We start from the raw sequence: 17,164 nt of genomic DNA, 5'->3' as shown, positions 1-17,164 counted from the left end.
TGCGCTGGACACCAGCCGTGCCCCACGCCTACCTTCTCGGCACAACATCTAGTACTTACACCGGTGTAGTTCTCCACATGCTGTGGGCAACCGCATCCACAGGTGTGGACGAGCGACCGGACGCGTGAGCGGGTCAGACAGGGGGCAGGAGACCAGTGCGCTGCCCCTTCTGCAAGCACGCGGACAGCCGCGTCGTCGACAGCCGCGAGGCCAACGACGGGGACGCGATCCGGCGTAGGCGCTCGTGCCCCGAGTGCGGCCGTCGCTTCACCACGGTGGAGGAGACCTCTCTCGCGGTGGTCAAGCGCTGCGGGGTGACCGAGCCCTTCCGGCGCAGCAAGGTCATCAGCGGCGTCCGCAAGGCCTGCCAGGGCCGCCCGGTCGACGAGGACGCGCTCGCGCTGCTCGCCGAGCAGGTCGAGGCGACCTGCCGGGAGCTCGGGGGAGCGGAGGTCGCGGCCAACGACGTCGGCCTCGCGATCCTCGCCCCGCTCAAGGAGCTCGACGAGGTGGCCTACCTCCGCTTCGCGAGCGTCTACCGCGGCTTCGAGTCCCTCGCGGACTTCGAGGCCGAGATCAGCGCCCTGCGCGCCTCCCGGCCGGACACGGTCGACCTCGAGCACGAGACCGGCCCGCCCGGTCGCCTCGTCCCCGCCAGCTAGCGCCGGCACGGGACCCCGCCCCGAGCGCACGCCCCTGCTCAGGGCACATCAGTTCCAGGACTTCAGCACGGCCACGCAGCGTTCTACCTACAGACGACGAAGAGGACACAGGCATATGACGGAGACGGTCAGCGGACCCACCAGCGCCACCCAGGGCAGCAACGGCGCCCCGAAGCAGCGCAAGCAGCGGCTGCGCCTCGAGCGCGTCTACACGACCGCCGGCAGCCACCCGTTCGACCTCGTCGACTGGGAGCGCCGCGACGTCGTCATGACCAACTGGCGTGACGGCTCGGTCAACTTCGAGCAGCGCGGTGTGGAGTTCCCCGTCGCGTGGAGCGTCAACGCCGCCAACATCGTCACCACCAAGTACTTCCGCGGCGCCGTCGGCCACGACAACCGCGAGTGGAGCCTCAAGCAGCTCATCAACCGCGTCGTCGACAAGTACACCGCGGCGGGCATGGAGCACGGCTACTTCGCGACCGACGAGGACGCGGAGATCTTCGACCACGAGCTCAAGCACATGCTGCTGCACCAGGTCTTCAGCTTCAACAGCCCCGTCTGGTTCAACGTCGGCACGACCGCCCCGCAGCAGGTCAGTGCCTGCTTCATCCTGGCCGTCGACGACCACATGGACTCGATCCTCAACTGGTACCGCGAGGAGGGGATGATCTTCAAGGGCGGCTCGGGCGCCGGCCTCAACCTCTCCCGGATCCGCTCCTCCAAGGAACTGCTGTCCAGCGGTGGCACCGCCTCCGGCCCGGTCTCCTTCATGCGCGGCGCGGACGCGTCCGCCGGCACCATCAAGTCCGGTGGCGCCACCCGCCGCGCGGCCAAGATGGTCGTCCTCGACGTCGACCACCCCGACATCGAGGAGTTCATCGAGACCAAGGCGCGCGAGGAGGACAAGATCCGCGCGCTGCGTGACGCCGGCTTCGACATGGACCTCGGCGGCAAGGACATCGTCAGCGTCCAGTACCAGAACGCCAACAACTCGGTCCGCGTCAGCGACGAGTTCATGCGCGCGGTCGACGGCGGCAAGGAGTTCGGCCTGCGCGGGCGCCTCGACAACAAGGTCATCGAGACCGTCGACGCCAAGACGCTGTTCACCAAGATGGCCAAGGCCGCCTGGGAGTGCGCCGACCCCGGCATCCAGTACGACGACACCATCAACGACTGGCACACCAACCCCGAGACGGGCCGCATCACCGCGTCCAACCCGTGCTCGGAGTACATGAGCCTCGACAACTCCTCCTGCAACCTCGCCTCGCTGAACCTCATGACGTTCCTGCGCGAGGACGGGACCTTCATGGCCAAGGAGTTCGCGAAGTCCGTCGAGCTCATCATCACCGCGATGGACATCTCCATCTGCTTCGCCGACTTCCCGACCGAGCCCATCGGTGACACGACCCGCGCCTACCGCCAGCTCGGCATCGGCTACGCCAACCTCGGCGCCCTGCTCATGGCCACCGGTCACGCCTACGACTCCGACGGTGGCCGCTCGCTCGCGGCGGCGATCACGTCGCTGATGACGGGCACGGCGTACAAGAGGTCGGCGGAGCTCGCAGCGATCGTCGGGCCGTACGACGGCTACGCCCGCAACGCCGACGCCCACAAGCGCGTGATGCGCAAGCACGCCGCGGCCAACGACAGCGTCCGCACGGTCGGCGCCGACGACGCGCGAGTCCTGCACGAGGCGACAAAGGCGTGGCAGGAGTGCCTGGCGCTCGGTGAGAAGAACGGCTACCGCAACGCGCAGGCGTCGGTCATCGCGCCCACCGGCACGATCGGTCTGATGATGGACTGCGACACCACCGGGCTCGAGCCGGACCTCGCCCTGGTGAAGTTCAAGAAGCTCGTCGGTGGCGCCTCGATGCAGATCGTCAACCAGACGGTCCCGCGCGCGCTGCGTGCCCTGGGCTACCAGGAGGAGTCGATCGAGGCGATCGTCGAGCACATCGCCGAGCACGGCCACGTCATCGACGCCCCCGGCTTGCGCCAGGAGCACTACGAGGTCTTCGACTGCGCGATGGGCGTGCGCTCGATCTCCCCGATGGGCCACGTCAAGCTGATGGCCGCGATCCAGCCCTTCGTCTCGGGCGCGCTGTCCAAGACGGTCAACCTGCCTGCCGAGGCGACGATCGAGGACGTCGAGGAGGTCTACTTCCAGGGCTGGAAGATGGGTCTCAAGGCGCTCGCGATCTACCGCAACAACTCCAAGGTCGGCCAGCCGCTGCAGGACAAGAAGGGCTCCGAGGCCACTGGTAATTCGGCAGAGGACGATGTCCTCGTGGCCACCCGACCGACCCGCAAGCGCCTGCCGAAGAAGCGCCGCTCGCAGACGATCTCGTTCTCCGTCGCCGGGGCCGAGGGCTACATGACGGCCGGCGAGTACGAGGACGGCCAGGTCGGCGAGGTCTTCATCAAGATGAGCAAGCAGGGCTCGACCCTCGCCGGGGTTATGGACGCCTTCTCGGTGTCGATCTCGATCGGCCTGCAGTACGGCGTGCCGCTGCGCGCGTTCGTCACGAAGTTCACCAACATGCGCTTCGACCCGGCCGGCATGACCGACGACCCCGACGTGCGGATCGCGCAGTCCGTCATGGACTACCTCTTCCGCCGCCTGGCCCTGGACTACCTCCCCTACGACGACCGCGCCGAGCTCGGCATCTTCACCGCCGAGGAGCGCGCCGCCACGGTGGCCGCGTCCTACGGCTCGGCGCCCGCCGTCGCGGACGAGGACGTCGACGTCGAGGGCCTGGCCCAGTCGGTGCCCGTCGAGACCCCCCGCGCTGTCGCTCCGGTGGCGTCGGTCGGCTCGTCGACGGAGCTCATGGAGGCCCAGCAGGGCATCGGCGCCGACGCGCCGCTCTGCATGACCTGCGGCGTCAAGATGCGCCCGGCCGGCTCCTGCTACGTCTGCGAGTCCTGCGGCTCCACCAGCGGCTGCAGCTAGGCCGCCACGCGGTAGGCGCGCGGGGATCCGTCCCGCGCGCCTTCCGCATGTGGTGTGTCGGTCACCCGTTGTGAAGCGCCTCCCTGAGGTGTTCACTGTTCACGTGCACGCAAACACTGAACGTGGGTGGCAGGAGGTCATCGAGGACCTCAGTGCCGTGGGTCTGCGCGCCACGAGCGGCGGCCGTCGGTACGACCTCGTTCTCGACATCGACGGGCGGACGTGTGGCGTCGAGGTCACGCGCGCCTCAGTCGTCAGCCCAGCCCACGTGCACGCGCTGTCCCCGCGCGAGGGGACCGATTCGGCTGCCATCTCCCTGCTCGTGGCCGATCGCATCTCCGAGGCCGCCCGCCGACTGCTCGTAGACCGCGGGTGGTCATGGCTCGACATGCGGGGTCACGCCTACGTGCGCGCCCCCGGAGTGCTCGTCGATGCCAGCTTCCGTCCGCGCGACGTCGTCCCGACGCCACGCTCGGCCGGCCGCGCCTGGCGCGAGGTCTGCTTCGCGCTGCTGCGCGAGCCCCAGGTGGCGGTCGGCGTGCGGCCGCTCGCGCGGATGCTCGATCTCTCACCGGCTGCGGTGTCGGGGGTCCTGGCTCAGCTCCGCGAGGCGAGTCTGCTGGATCGCGATGGCCGTCCGTTGCTGCCCGAGCTGTTCTGGGTCCTCGCGGAGCGGTGGGAGGTCAGGAGGGTGGCCTTGCGGCGGGCCCCACAGCCTCAGGACCCGGACCTCGAGCTCGGACTCGACACGAGCCAGGCAGCTCCAGGTATCCCCACGGGGACCCGCGGTTGGGCCCTCACCGACACCGTCGCGGCCACGCTCTACGGCGCGCCGCTCGGGGTCGGTACGGGATGGCCACCGGACTTCTACGTCCCCGACTCCGTCGTACTGCGCCGTGCTGTGCGGGCGCTCGGCCAGGCCGAGACCTGGGACGACCGTGGTGCCACTGCCGCGGTCGCCCCCGTCCGGCAGGTGTGCTCGCTGCGGCAGAACGCACCGGACACTCACGTCCCGGGTACGCACTGGCTGCTGGCCGATCCGCTCGCGGTCGCCCTCGACCTCGCGCAGGACACCTCCCGAGGAGTAGAGGTCCTGAGAGACTGGACACCACCGGCCTGGGCCGCGCGGGTGTGGGCATGACGGTCAGCGTGGCCCTCGTGGTCGCCGAGAACAGCGAGCTGATCGGTCTCGTCCGGGCCCTCGCCGCGCTGGAGCGGCAGGACCTTCCCGAGCACGCGCTCATCGGTGGTGTCGCTGTCATGACGCGACTCGCTCAGGCGCATCGCGTCACGCTCGACGTGGACCAGGTGCTCCGCGAGACGGTGCCGTCCACCGTCGACAGCCTGGTGGCTCGACGGGCCGCACAGCGCGTCGGTGCCCACGTGGAGCTGCCCGGTGGAGTCCGACTAGACGTCATCTCCACGCTGGAGCAACCACTCGAGGAGGCCGACCTCCCCGACGACGACGCCGACCGACTCTTCCTCCTCGCGCACGAGTGGGCCCTGGTGAGTGCCGAACGGGTCGAGCTGAGCGTTCACGTCGCCGGAGCGACAAGGCCGGCTGCTCTGGCTGCCCTACCGGTCGCGACGGCACCAGCGCTGTTCGTCGCGAAGCTGCAGGCTGCGACGCGGCGCCCGCAAGCCACCCTGGCCAAGCGGGGAACCGACGTGGACGACGCCCGGCGGCTGCTGGAGAGCGTCGGATCCGCAGCCGTGGCGCGTGGGATCGCGGATGCCCCAGATGGCCTGACGGCGCTCACTGCCCGGCTCGTCGACCGTCTCCTCGTCCAGGACTCCGAACGCAGCGTCCTGTGGATCAAGCAAGCCGGGGCGCCGGGAGGAGGTGCCGTCTCTCCCGACGAGCTTCGCGATCTGGGCCTTCGGCTTCACCGCGCACTCACGGGTTCGTAGATCTGTGCCGCGCGCCCTCGTCGCGACGTGCGTCAGGTGCGCACCGACGACTACTACCTACCCCGCGCCTCCCCAGATCTCGTCGAGCTCGGCGAGGCCGGCGGGGCAGACCAGGTCCTTCCGGCGTGAGGCTGCGCGGCGGAAGGTGTTCATGAGCACCTCGCAGTCGCAGCAGCAGCCGCCGTGCGCCTGCACGAAGTCGAGGACCGGGCGTCCGCGGATCGTGCGGGTGTTGGCCCAGGTGATGGTGAAGCGATGCCCGCGGCACCCGAACTCCTGCAGCATCCGGCCCAGGTAGTGGTAGAGGCACTCCGCCGGCTGCGGGGCCGTCAGCTCCGCGGAGTGCATGGTCAGCGCCTTCTCGGCGTCATCAGCGATCGTCATGCCCGGCACCCTGACGACGCCCTGCGACAGTCGGACCCCAATCGTCCACAGGGCCCGCCCCGGTCGCGCAGGTCGTCAGACGACGGCGCGGAGCCGAGTCGCACCGTCGCCGCTGACCAGGGTCGGGGTCGTCCCTGCGGGGCCGGTCGTCGACAGCAGGTTGCGCCAGCCGTGATCGGTGACGAGCAGCCAGTCCCCGACGTACGCGTCCATCTCGCCACTCGCGTTGAGCCAGCTCGACCACCCTCGGAACTCGCGACGGGCGGGCACGGTGCGGCCGAGGCGGCGTCGGACCAGGTGGGCCGTGCGGTCGCGCGCACGTCGGTCCGCGGACCACTCGCCGGCTCCCGCTCGACGAGCCGCGGCAGCGATGCCGTCGCCCGTCCGGTCGCTCTCGAGGTCGGGGAGCTCGGCCACGCCCAGGACCTCGCCGGTCGTGTTGCGTACGACGACGACCAGGTCCGGACCCGGCCTGAGCAGGTGTCGGCGTGCGAGCTCGTCGAGCAGCACGCGGGGGTGGTGGAGTCCGCCGGGGTGGCACTGGGCGCAGTCATCAGCCATGCCTCGACCTTGACCGATCCGCGGCCCGAGCGGGCCGTGCCTGTGGACGACCGAGCCTCCTGTGGACAGCCGGGCCCTGGGCGCCGGCGGGTCTGGCACCGTCCCGGCGACCGAGAGGAGCGGGACATGGGCTACAGGGTGACGGCGGTCGGGCACATCGATGTCCGTCCAGCGTTGAACGACGAGGAGTTCGAGTACCTCATGGCCTTCGCCGAGAGCAGGCGCTGGCGGCGCTCGTCCGACCTGTGGGCGGTGCCGTCCTCGCCCTTCGGGATGGACGACGAGTACGACGAGGTCGAGGCCTACAACGACCCGCCGGCGGGGCAGCCGGGACTGTGGTGCCCGTGGGTGCCGGCGTGCGAGGGCAGGTGCCTCGTCGTGCGCGACGCGCATGACGGCAAGCACTACGGCCTGACCCGGTGGCTGGCCTACCTGGACGAGACGTTCCTGCGCCGCGGCGCTCGTGCGCAAGGCGCTGCCGGCTTCGATGCCTTCACGTTCGACCACGAGCTCGGTGGGGTCGTGGCTGCCCACCGCAGTGACTCTGGCGAGATGTGGCTCGTCCGCCCGCGCGCTGGTCGGGTCGAGGAGGAAGTGCTCCGACAGGGCGACTCGCTCGCGGAGCAGATTGCGTACGAGGAGGGATGACGCCGCAGGTGTACGTGGACGCGGCCGTCGAGCTCGTGCTGCGGCGCCAAGGCATGACTCGGGCAACAGGGCTGCCTCGTTGACACTCTATGGCCTAAAAGCCATAGTGACCGCGAGGTGAGGGACATGAGCGAGTACTCCGACGTCGTCAAGGCCCGACGTGCACGCATGTCCCCCGAGGGCCGCACTCAGGCGCAGGTCTTCAACCGCGGCGCTACCCTCGCCGCAGACGTGCTTGCCCTACGACTGTCGCGCGGCTGGACCCAGATCGATCTCGCAGAGCGCAGTGGCATCGACCAAGCCGACATCAGCCGCATCGAGCGCGGTCTGGCCAACGCGACGGAGACGACTCTCGGGCGGCTCGCTGACGCACTCGGCGCCGAGCTGCACATGGTGGCTCGCGAGGCAGCTCCGTGACTCGCTCGCGGAGCGGCTGGCGTCCGAGGACGGATGGCGTCGCTGATGCCAGACGCGCTAGACGGGTCCGATCGAGTGCGCCACGATCGTGGCCATGGGTGTCGAGCCGCTGCGATCCGTCCGTGACCACCTGTCCGAGGTCGTCGACCGGGTCGAGAAGCAGCACGAGCGCGTGACCATCACGCGACGCGGGCGGGCTGTCGCCGTGCTCATCAGCCCGGAGGACCTGGCGGGGCTCGAGGAGACCGTCTCGGTGCTGGCCGACCCGGCTGCCCTGGCCGACATCCGCGAGGCTGATCTGAGCTACCAGACCGGAGACGTGGTCCGCGGCGTGGAAGCGGTCCGCAACCTCAGGCGCTGAGCATCGAGGGCAACGACCAGCTGGGTCCTGACACTCACGCGACCGTGCGCCCCAGCAGGTGTCGGTTCTTGGCCAAGGAGCCCGGGAGGATGGCGAAGTGCACCTGACCGTCGTCGTCCACGGCGACGATCCGCACGACGGCTCGGCCCGACTGGTTGCCCGCGAGCACCATCGCGCCCACGACGATGCGATCCGGTAGCCGCGCATCTGTCAGCGTCGACCAGCCGAAGCCGTCGTCGTCCTGCGCATTCAGGTCCGCGACCAGGTCGATGTCGTCCATCACGGTTGCCTCCTCGCTACCCCTCATAGTACGGGTTGACGATCACTCTGTGTGTGCAGTTCGCCAGCCGCGCGACCCCGTCGTCAAGGTCATCGAAGGTGACGTCGTAGTGGCGTGGATTGCGTCCGGTGGGCTCCAGCCTCAGCCCCAGAGCGCGCAGTTCCCCCACGGTCACCGTGGTGAGAGAGGCGAACCGGATCAACGGGGGCTGCTGGGCCAGCTCGTCCAGGCTTAGGTCGCGAACGGCGAACACCGAGATGCCGTAGATGCCGTAGATGCTGTGGTTGCGCAGCGCGTCGGCACGCAGCACGACGGGGTCGAGCTCTCCACCGCGGACGACGAGCGTCACGGAGTCCGTCAACTCGTCGCCGGTGCGAACGAAGCGCTGCTTCACGCGACAGATGGTCACAGGCGGGTCCGACAGCGAGGTTCCGCCGTGTGGACGGACGGTGCCGATAGCGTCCACCGGGTGAGCGCCGCGCCCTACGACCGACTGCGCCTCACCGCCCTGCGCTACGCCGTCAACGACGAGTCAGAGCAGTACGTCGCAGTCATGCGCGTCTTCACCGCCGGCACGGCCGGGCTGCTCTCCGACCTGTCGGCCCGCGAGGTCGCCGACAGCCTGCGCGACCAGCACGGCCTGGAGCTCGACGTCGACGTCGTGGACGCCCGACTGTCCTACCTGGTCAACCACGGCAACCTCGCGCGCAGCCCGCGCGAGACCGAGGCCAAGAGCATCCGCGAGTACCTCACCACCCGTGCCCGCTACCAGCTCACCCAGCGCGGCGAGCTGGTCCACCGCCAGGTCGAGGAGCTGCTCGCCGCGACCGATGAGGTGCGCGAGGTCTCCACCGAGATGCTCGGTGGCATCCTGGCCGGCCTGCGGATCCTCGAGGCGTACGACGAAGCAGCCCGGGCCGACGCCGATCCGGACGTGCTGGCCGGTCAGGTGGCGACGGTGTTCGCGCAGTTCGAGCGGCTGGTCACCAGCACCCGGGCCTTCTACGCCAGCCTGAGCCAGGTGCTGTCGCGCTACGACCTCGGCCGCGAGGACTTCCAGGCGTTCAAGGCCGCTCTCATCGACTACCTGCAGCGCTTCGTCGACCAGATCGCCCGCACCATGCCGCAGATCGGCGAGCTGCTTCGCGGGATCGACCCGGCACCCCTGCTCGCCCGGGCCAACGCCGGCACCCGGCTGGTCGGGCTGGACGGCGCAGTGGCCAGTCGGAGCACCGGCCTGGCCGAGGCCGACTGGGACGGGCTGCGGGCGTGGTTCCTCGGCACGCCCGGTCGCCCGAGCGACGCCGAGGAGGTGCGCACCCTCGCGACGAAGGCCATGCGCGCGCTGCTGGTCAACTTGCGCCGGCTGGCCACCAGCACCGACCGCGAGGTCAGCCGCTACGCCGACCTCGTCCGGCTGGCCCGCTGGTTCGACGACAGCGACGCCGACCAGGCCGCGGCGCTGTGGGCAGCGGCTTTCGGGCTCTACCCCTGCCGCCACCTCGGCTTCGCCGCGGACACCGACGGCGAGCCCGCGCCGGCGACCAGCTCGTGGTGGCGCGCTCCGGTGGCCGACGTGCCGGTGATGCTGCGCACCAGCGGCGAGCGCAAGGCCGCCGGTGTCAGCGCCCGCCGCGAGGACTTCGGTGCGGTGAAGGCGCAGCGGCTGCGCGAGCGCGCCGCGGCCGAGGCGGCGCGCGCGAAGGCCCTGCAGGAGCTGCAGGCCCTGGTCGGACAGGACCTCGCGGCCGGCGTCGAGGTCAGCGACGAGGCCCGCGTCGAGCTGCTCGAGCTGCACGCCCGCGCGCTGTCGGGCAGCGGCGGTGCCCTCGCTCGCGGCACGGTCGGCGCCACGGCCAGTGCCTCGAGGCCCGACCGGGCCAGCGCCACCGCCTCGCTGCCCGACGGCACCCAGGTGTGCCTCGTCGTGCGGCCGAGCCCCGGCCGGCAGACCCGGATCGCCAGCCCCGCCGGCGCCCTGTGCCTGCACGACCTCACCCTCGAGCTCGCATGAGCGGGACCGCCGAGGACACCCAGGTCGCGGCCGAGCGCCGCACTGCGCTGCGGGCGCTGCTGCTCAACCCCCTGCTCGCCGCCGACGGGCCGCGCGCCGACGACCTGCTGCTGGTGCGCAAGCACCGCGAGCACCTGCAGCGGCTGTGCGCCGAGGGCCTCGGCTACCGCCTGGTCGTCGAGCCCAGGGTCGCCCGGCTCTTCAAGGCCGGCCTCGGCCGCGACGCGACCCGCCCGCTGCGCAAGAGGACGAGCAGCGGGAGAGGTCGGCCCTTCGACCCGCGGGCCTACTCGCTGCTCTGCCTCACGCTGGCGGCGCTCACCCGCTGCTCCGGGCAGCTGCTGCTCGACGAGCTCGTCGCCCAGGTGCGCAGCGCGGTCGCGGACGCCGGCCTCGCCGTCGACCTCGACGCGGTCGCGGACCGGCGCGCGCTGGCCGCGGCGCTGGGCGTCCTCGTCGAGCTCGGCGTCCTGGTCGAGCGCGACGGCGACCTGGCCCGCTTCGCCGAGGACGCCAGCGCGCAGAGCCTTCTCGACGTACGCCGGGAGCGCCTCCGGCTGCTGGTCGCGGCCGGGTTGTCGGGCGCGCAGAGCCCGCAGGACCTGCTCGACGCCGCCGCGTTGCCGAGCGCGGCCGGCGGTGCGCGGGTCGCGGTGCGGCGCAGGCTGCTCGAGTCGCCGGTGCTGTCGGTCACCGACCTCACCGCCGACCAGGTCGAGTGGTGGAGCCGCAACCGCAACCGCGAGCGCGACTGGCTGCGCGACAACGTCGGGCTCGACCTCGAGCTGCGGGCCGAGGGCGCGATCGCGATCGACCCCGACGAGGTGCTCACCGACGTCGCCTTCCCCGGCACCGGCTCGGCTCGCCATGCCGCCCTGCTCGTCCTCGAGCGCATCGCCGACGCCGCCCGCGAGCCGGCCCGCGGGGCCGAGCTCGCCGACCGGGTCTGGCGCCCGGTCGTGGACTTCGACGGGGCGCTCGCGGCGGTGGTGGCCGAGCACGGCCGCGGGCTCAAGAAGGCCTACGACGACGTCGCACTGCTGCGCGCCGACGTCGTCGAGGTGCTCAGCGAGAGCGGCCTTCTTCGTCGTACCGACGAGGGTTTCGAGGTGCACGCCGCGGCGGCGCGCTATGCCGCCAGCACCTCCTACGCCGAGGGGCTCTTCTGATGGCGCGCGACCCGCACCGCTACCGGCTGACGCGCGCCGGGGTGCTCAACGTCTGGCAGTACGACGAGCAGGTGTTCGTCTTCGCGGACGGGCGGCTGCTGCTGCGCGGCACCAACGGCGCGGGCAAGAGCAAGACGCTCGAGATGCTGCTGCCGTTCGTGCTCGACGGTGACAAGGCGCGGATGACCGCGACCGGGCGGCAGGGCAGCCAGCTGCTGTGGCTGATGAGCGACGGCGCGAGCGGCACCGGCACCCGGCTCGGCTACCTGTGGGTCGAGCTGGCGCGGGTCGACCCGAGCGGCGAGGCGCAGGTCGTGACGTGCGGCATCGGGCTGCGCTACGCAGCCAACGCGCGGACGGTGTCGACGTGGCAGTTCACGGTGCCGGGTGGCGTGCCCGACCTGTGCGAGCCCGACGGCGCGCCGCTGTCGGCGCCGCGCTGCAGGGAGCTCGTGGAGTCCCTCGGCGGCAGCGTCTTCGACTCGCCGCGGGCCTACAAGGAGCACGTGGGACGGCTGCTGTTCGGCCTCGAACCACAGGCGTACGACGACCTGCTGCGGCTGCTCTACTGGCTGCGCCAGCCGCAGGTCGGTGAGGACATCGACCCGGCCCGGCTCGTCGCGATGCTCGACGAGGCACTGCCGGCGCTCGACGACGAGGCCGTGCGCCAGGTGGGCGAGGCCTTCGACGACCTGGCCGAGCACGGCGAGCGGGTCGAGAAGCTCGCGGCCGCGGCGGCTGCTGTGGCTGCTTCCGCGACGGTCTATCGGCGCTACGCCGCCACGGTCGTGCGGGAGCGGGCCGCAGCTGCGCTGGCCGCGGAGAAGGAGCGCGCCGCGCGGGCCCGCGCCGTCGGGCAGGAGACGGCGGCGCTCGAGCAGGTCGTTCTTGCGCTGGGGGAGGCGGAGACCGAGCAGCGGGCGGCGGGGGAGCGGCTGGCCCAGGCCTCGAGCCGGGTGTCGGCGCTGGAGTCCGGGCCGCTGGCGCGCAACCAGCAGGTGCTGCGACAGATGCAGCGGCGGGCGTCGGACCTGATGGAGGTGGCGGGGCGTGCGCGCGAGGCGTCGGTGCGCGCGACCGAGCGGGCAGACAACAGCGGGGCCCGGGTCGAGCGGGAGGCAGGTGACCTGGCCGAGCAGGGGCGCCGGCTGGTGGGCTCCGCCGGTGAGGTCGACGCCGGGCTGCGTGGCTGCGGGCTGCCCGGCGCGCTGCCGGCCGGCGAGGACCCGGTCGCCTTCGGCGAGGCGCTGGTGGAGGCGGTGCCGGCGGCGCGCCACCGCGTCACGACGGTGCGCGCCGCGGTGTCGGTCGTCCGCGACGCGGTCGGTCGGGTCGAGCAGCAGACCCGGGCGCGAGACGCCGCCGCGGAGCGCGCGGCCGAGGCCGAGCGCCGCGAGGAGCAGGCGGCGGGTTCGCTCGCCGACGCCGCGCGTGAGGTGACGTCGCTGGCCGAGGCGTGGAGCCGCGACGCCTTCGCCTGGGCGGGCGAGCGGCCCGACCTCGCCAAGGGGCTGGAGATCCCGGCACCGACGCCGAGCGCTCTCGAGACCGTGGCAGAGCAGGCCCGAGCGGTTGCCGCGCCGGCGCTGGACGCGCTGCGGGCCGACGAGGCCGAGGCGGCCGCCCGGCGGGTCGCCGCGCAGACGCTGCTGAGCGAGCTGGACGGCCGCCACGCCGCGGTGCTCGCCGAGACCGACCCCGCGCCGCCCGATCCGGCGCTGCCGCGGCCGGGCCGCGACCCGCAGCAGGGGCTGCCGCTGTGGCGGCTGGTGGATGTCCGTGACGGCGTCGACGCCGCACCGATCGAGGCGGCGCTGCAGGCGGCCGGTCTGCTCGACGCGCAGGTCCTCGCCGACGGCTCCGTGCTCGCGGCCGACACCCTCGACACGGTGATCCGGACAGGCGCGCCAACCCAGGGTCCGTCACTCGCCGAGGCATTGCGACCGGACGTTCCCGAGGGCAGCCCGGTGACGACGGAGGTCGTCGCGGGAGTGCTCGCCACCGTCGCTCTGCTCGACCGGGTCGACGACGCCGACGGTCCGGCCGCGATCGGCCGCGACGGGTCGTGGCGGCTCGGTCCGCTGCGGGGCCGCGCGGACAAGCCGGTCGCGCAGTACGTCGGGAGCGCCGCCCGGGTCGCCGAGCGGGCCCGCCGGCTGGCCGCGGTCGAGGCGGAGCAGGTGGCAGCGACCGCGGACCTGGATGCGGCGACCGAGGCCGAGCGGGCTGCTGCCGAGGAGCGGACTGCGCTGCTCGGCTGGCTCGACCGGCTGCCGGCGTCGGACGCGCTGCGCGCCGCGTGGGTGCGGCGTGACGAGCGGTCGGCGGCTCGTGACCGCGCCCAGGCCGACGCGACCGCGGCCAGCGAGCGGCTGACCGCCGCGACCGCCGAGCTGGCCCGTGACACCGACGCGCTGAAGCGGCTGTGCGCCGAGCACGACCTGCCCGCCGACCGTGACGCCCTCGAGCTCAGGGGCGCCGCGCTCACCGATCTCGATGTGCGCCTGGAGGCTCTGCGCGCCGAGGCGACCCGGCTGCTCGCGGCTGCCCGCCGGCTCGAGGAGGACGGCGAGGCCGCCGAACGCGACGCCGACGACGCCAAGCGCGCCGACGCCGAGGCCGACACCGCCGAGCGCGACGCCCGCGAGGCGGTGGCTGAGCACCAGGCGCTGCTCGACACCCTCGGCGTCGAGGTGAAGCAGATGCAGGCCGACCTCGACGCCGCGCAGCAGGCCCAGCGGCAGGCCCGGGGCGAGCGGCAGCGGGCCGACCAGCAGGTCCTCGACCTCACCGGCCGTCGCGGTGCGGCGCGCTCCCAGGTCGCGGCCGCCGAGCAGAGACTGGCCGAGGCCCTGCCCGAGCTCACCGAGCAGGCGGGCCGGGTCGCGGCTCTGCGCGGCGTCCCCGGACTGCTCGACGCGGCGCTCGACCGGCCGCTGCAGGACACCGACCACGCCGGCCTCGACGCCCTGCCGACGCTGCCGCTCCCGAGGGCCGCCGTGCAGCTGCTCACCGCCTGGAGCGAGCCGGGCACCGATCGGGCCGCCGACGCCAACGACGTGCACGCCGAGGTCCGGTCGCTCGCTGCCGGCCCGGCCGCCGACGCCGAGCCGCGGGTCGTCCCCGTCGGGGAGGCGCTGGCGGTGATGGCCCGCGACCCGGCGGGGTCGGAGCAGCCGCTGGCGCTGGCCGCTGTGCGCCTGGCCGAGGAGGCGGTGCGGGAGCGCGAGCTGCTCACCGACCGGGAGCGGACTCTCTTCGAGGAGCACCTGCTCGGTGAGCTCGGCGACAAGCTGCGGGCGCGACGGGCCGAGGCGAGCGACCTGGTTAAGGGCATGAACGACCTGCTCGCCGACGTGAGGACCTCTCAGGGCATCCGGGTGCGGCTCGACTGGTCGCTGCGCGAGGACGCCGGCCAGGACGTCCACGACGCCGTCGCCCTGCTCGGCCGGGCCCACGGCTCGCTGACTCCGGAGGAGCGCACCCGCTTGCGTGACGTCCTGAGCGCGCTCATCGCGGTGCAGCGCGACGCCGACCCCGAGCGCGGCTACACCGAGCACCTCGCCCGGGCGCTCGACTACCGGCGCTGGTCGGCCTTCGCGGTGCGCCTGCACCGGCCGGGCGCGACAGCGTGGACGACCCTGACCCGGCGCACCCCGCTGTCGCAGGGCGAGCAGAAGGTCGTCTGCTACCTGCCGCTCTTCGCCGCCGCAGCCGCGCACTTCACGTCGGTCGCCGGCGCCGCGCCGCACGCGCCCCGCCTGATCCTGCTCGACGACGCCTTCCCGAAAATCGACGTGCGCACCCACCCGCTGCTCTTCGGACTGCTCGTCGACCTCGACCTCGACTTCGTCCTCACCAGCGAGCGACTGTGGGGCGACCACCCGACCGTGCCGTCGCTCGCGATCTACGAGGCGCTGCGCGCGCCGGGGGAGCGCGGCATCGCGCAGTACCGCTACACCTGGGACGGGCACGCGCTCGTCGGCGAAGGATGACCCTGCCCGACTGGCTCGCCGACCCGGCTCTGCTCCCGGTCTGGCAACGGCTGCGCGCACCCCTCGAACGAGGCACGCGTACGACGCGCCTCACGGCGCTCGACCGCGCAACCCGGCATGCCCTGTCCGGTGTTCTCGGCCGGCCGCTCGTCGGTGACGTGCCGCTCATGCTCGCCGACGTGTCGGCGCTGCTGGAGAGCCGCGCCGGGCTGACACTCGAGCAGGTCGTCGTGGCCGCGACCGGGCCCTTGCGCGACCGCGCCGCCGAGCAGGCCGCTCGTGAGGTGCCGCTGTCGCTGCTGGCGGCCGTGGACCTCGCGTGGGCAGAAGACGTACGCCGCAGCGGCCTGCTGACCCGGCTGCCCGACGCCGAGGCCGTGGCCTGCCAGGCCGTGGCGGTGCGTGCACTCCTCCCGGCATCGCCTGCGCGGTTGCGCACGGAACTCGCGGTCGCCGTGACCGGTGATGCGCACGCTCTCGACGAGGGACGGGCGTTGGCCGCGGTCGTTCTGCGCGGCTTGGCCGGCGGCGCTGTTCCCGCGACCGCCGCCCAGCGGCGGAAGCTGTGGGAGGAGTCCGGCGTCCTCGCCGACACGGTGTCGACCAGCGTGTTGACCCTCGGGCTGCGGCCGGTGGCTTCTGGGCCGCGCGAGCAGGCGTTGCGCGACGCCGCCGATCGGGGGGACCCGGTGCACCTGACGCCGTGGGACCTGCGCCGGGTCGACGTGGCGCTGGGCACGGGACGCGTGCTGGTGGTGGAGAACCCGTCCGTGCTCGAGTCGTTCGCCGCGCGGCACGGCGGACGCTTCGCTGTCGTCTGCACGGCGGGCTGGCCCGCGGCGGTCGCACTCGACCTGATTGACCGCCTTGCCGTGCCGCTCGACTACCACGGCGACTTCGATTGGCGGGGGGTCGAGATCTGCAGCTGGCTCATCGAACGTCGAGGCGTGCAGCCCTGGCGGATGTCGACGGTCGACTACCTGGCTGCTCCTGGAGGTGGGTCGCTCACGGGACGTGAGGTGGCGACGCCGTGGGATCCGGGGCTGGCAATCGCCATGCACGAGCGGGGTGTCGCCGTGCACGAGGAGCAGGTGTTCGAGGTGCTGTTGGCCGAATGGCGAGACGCCTAGTTCGCATTGAGGCGGCTGAATGGCGCCGCGTTTGCAGTCTGATCCCTTTTACTGGCCCCCATGTCCAAGTTTGGCGCCTCGGCCAGAACGCTCAAGCAGTTCCACGTCTACGTCATCGAACTGTCGTCGCAGGCTCCGGACGACAACCGTCCGAGCGTTTACGTCGGCCAGAGCTGGCACGAGCCAGAACGGCGGTTCTTGCAGCATACGGAGGGCATCCGCGCCGCTCGAATCGTACGCAGATCGGGTCTGCGTCTCCGTCCTGATCTGACTGAGGGATGGGGGCCATATATGTCGCGGGAGGACTCGCTGGCCGCCGAGGCCGAGTTGGCGGCAGACCTGCGGGAGAGGGGGTACCGCGTGTTCGGCGGTCATTAGGGACCAAGATCTTGGTTAATGCATGGCAGCACGCGCTGATTCGACCTGCATATGGCAGACGTCCTTGCCGGCGCGGAACGTCGGGCGACTTTCGTGCTCGCGCGTGCGAGCTCAGGTATCAGCGAGCGACTACTGCTGCTTAGGGGCTAGGCGGCTGCCATGTCTCGTACCGGGTTTGATGGAGACCATCAAGCCACGGAGGATCAAGAATGGCGGCACCACGGAAGTACCCGGAGGAGCTTCGGGAGCGCGCGATCAGGCTGACGCTGGACGCTCGGAAGGACCCGGCCGCTCGGTCGGG

At 72.2% G+C, this 17,164-nt stretch carries 15 protein-coding genes; 11 read left to right on the top strand and 4 right to left on the bottom strand.

The window, feature by feature from the left end; genetic code table 11:
- Positions 1-155: 155 nt before the first annotated feature.
- The 4 genes from nrdR (at position 156) to Q8R60_07480 (ending at position 5,526) form a co-directional block, all read left to right on the top strand.
- Entirely contained in the window at positions 156-662 is a 507-nt protein-coding gene (gene nrdR / locus Q8R60_07495; protein MDP3712311.1) for a transcriptional regulator NrdR, read from the top strand.
- Positions 663-777: 115 nt separating this feature from the next.
- Positions 778-3,615, top strand: coding sequence for a vitamin B12-dependent ribonucleotide reductase (locus tag Q8R60_07490; protein ID MDP3712310.1), 2,838 nt, complete (start codon positions 778-780; stop codon positions 3,613-3,615).
- A 103-nt stretch (positions 3,616-3,718) separates the two neighbouring features.
- Positions 3,719-4,756 (top strand): hypothetical protein, encoded by a 1,038-nt coding sequence (locus Q8R60_07485; protein MDP3712309.1) that lies wholly within the window; start codon positions 3,719-3,721, stop codon positions 4,754-4,756.
- On the top strand, positions 4,753-5,526 hold the full coding sequence (locus Q8R60_07480; GenBank protein MDP3712308.1) for a hypothetical protein: 774 nt from the start codon (positions 4,753-4,755) through the stop codon (positions 5,524-5,526). Before Q8R60_07485 ends, Q8R60_07480 begins: the two co-directional genes overlap by 4 nt.
- Positions 5,527-5,583: 57 nt before the next feature.
- On the opposite strand, the gene Q8R60_07475 is transcribed toward Q8R60_07480, so the two are convergent.
- Both Q8R60_07475 and Q8R60_07470 read right to left on the bottom strand, forming a co-directional pair.
- Positions 5,584-5,910, bottom strand: a complete 327-nt coding sequence (locus tag Q8R60_07475) for a DUF2695 domain-containing protein (GenBank protein MDP3712307.1) — start codon at positions 5,908-5,910, stop codon at positions 5,584-5,586.
- 75 nt (positions 5,911-5,985) lie between these two features.
- Positions 5,986-6,471 (bottom strand): hypothetical protein, encoded by a 486-nt coding sequence (locus tag Q8R60_07470; GenBank protein ID MDP3712306.1) that lies wholly within the window; start codon positions 6,469-6,471, stop codon positions 5,986-5,988.
- 126 nt (positions 6,472-6,597) lie between these two features.
- Between Q8R60_07470 and Q8R60_07465 the strand changes: the two genes are divergently transcribed.
- The 3 genes from Q8R60_07465 to Q8R60_07455 all read left to right on the top strand — a co-directional run bounded on the left by Q8R60_07465 (position 6,598) and on the right by Q8R60_07455 (position 7,897).
- Positions 6,598-7,119: a hypothetical protein gene (locus Q8R60_07465; GenBank protein MDP3712305.1), complete on the top strand. Its 522-nt coding sequence runs from the start codon at positions 6,598-6,600 to the stop codon at positions 7,117-7,119.
- Between the two features lie 126 nt (positions 7,120-7,245).
- Positions 7,246-7,536 (top strand): helix-turn-helix transcriptional regulator, encoded by a 291-nt coding sequence (locus Q8R60_07460; protein ID MDP3712304.1) that lies wholly within the window; start codon positions 7,246-7,248, stop codon positions 7,534-7,536.
- A 94-nt stretch (positions 7,537-7,630) separates the two neighbouring features.
- The gene (locus Q8R60_07455) at positions 7,631-7,897 is read left to right on the top strand and encodes a type II toxin-antitoxin system Phd/YefM family antitoxin (protein ID MDP3712303.1); all 267 of its coding nucleotides are present in this window, start codon (positions 7,631-7,633) and stop codon (positions 7,895-7,897) included.
- 34 nt (positions 7,898-7,931) lie between these two features.
- Here the strand turns inward: Q8R60_07455 and Q8R60_07450 are convergent, their stop codons facing one another.
- Together Q8R60_07450 and Q8R60_07445 are read right to left on the bottom strand one after the other, a co-directional pair.
- A complete protein-coding gene (locus Q8R60_07450) occupies positions 7,932-8,177 on the bottom strand; it encodes a hypothetical protein (GenBank protein ID MDP3712302.1) in 246 nt (81 codons plus the stop codon).
- 16 nt (positions 8,178-8,193) lie between these two features.
- On the bottom strand, positions 8,194-8,571 hold the full coding sequence (locus Q8R60_07445) for a hypothetical protein (GenBank protein ID MDP3712301.1): 378 nt from the start codon (positions 8,569-8,571) through the stop codon (positions 8,194-8,196).
- Positions 8,572-8,646: 75 nt separating this feature from the next.
- On the opposite strand from Q8R60_07445, the gene Q8R60_07440 reads away from it, so the two are divergent.
- The 4 genes from Q8R60_07440 to Q8R60_07425 are packed head-to-tail and all read left to right on the top strand — an operon-like array spanning position 8,647 to position 16,485.
- Positions 8,647-10,191 carry a TIGR02677 family protein gene (locus Q8R60_07440; protein ID MDP3712300.1) on the top strand — a complete coding sequence of 515 codons (1,545 nt, stop codon included), beginning with the start codon at positions 8,647-8,649 and terminating at the stop codon, positions 10,189-10,191.
- Entirely contained in the window at positions 10,188-11,360 is a 1,173-nt protein-coding gene (locus Q8R60_07435; protein ID MDP3712299.1) for a TIGR02678 family protein, read from the top strand. Before Q8R60_07440 ends, Q8R60_07435 begins: the two co-directional genes overlap by 4 nt.
- Positions 11,360-15,355 carry a TIGR02680 family protein gene (locus tag Q8R60_07430; GenBank protein ID MDP3712298.1) on the top strand — a complete coding sequence of 1,332 codons (3,996 nt, stop codon included), beginning with the start codon at positions 11,360-11,362 and terminating at the stop codon, positions 15,353-15,355. Before Q8R60_07435 ends, Q8R60_07430 begins: the two co-directional genes overlap by 1 nt.
- Positions 15,352-16,485: a TIGR02679 family protein gene (locus Q8R60_07425; GenBank protein MDP3712297.1), complete on the top strand. Its 1,134-nt coding sequence runs from the start codon at positions 15,352-15,354 to the stop codon at positions 16,483-16,485. Before Q8R60_07430 ends, Q8R60_07425 begins: the two co-directional genes overlap by 4 nt.
- The last annotated feature ends 679 nt before the right edge of the window (positions 16,486-17,164 follow it).

It is taken from the genome of Mycobacteriales bacterium, assembly GCA_030697205.1.
Classification (GTDB): Bacteria; Actinomycetota; Actinomycetes; order Mycobacteriales; family SCTD01; genus JAUYQP01.
Note: the sequence above shows the minus strand (reverse complement) of the source record. Positions and strands in the feature narration are given on the sequence as shown.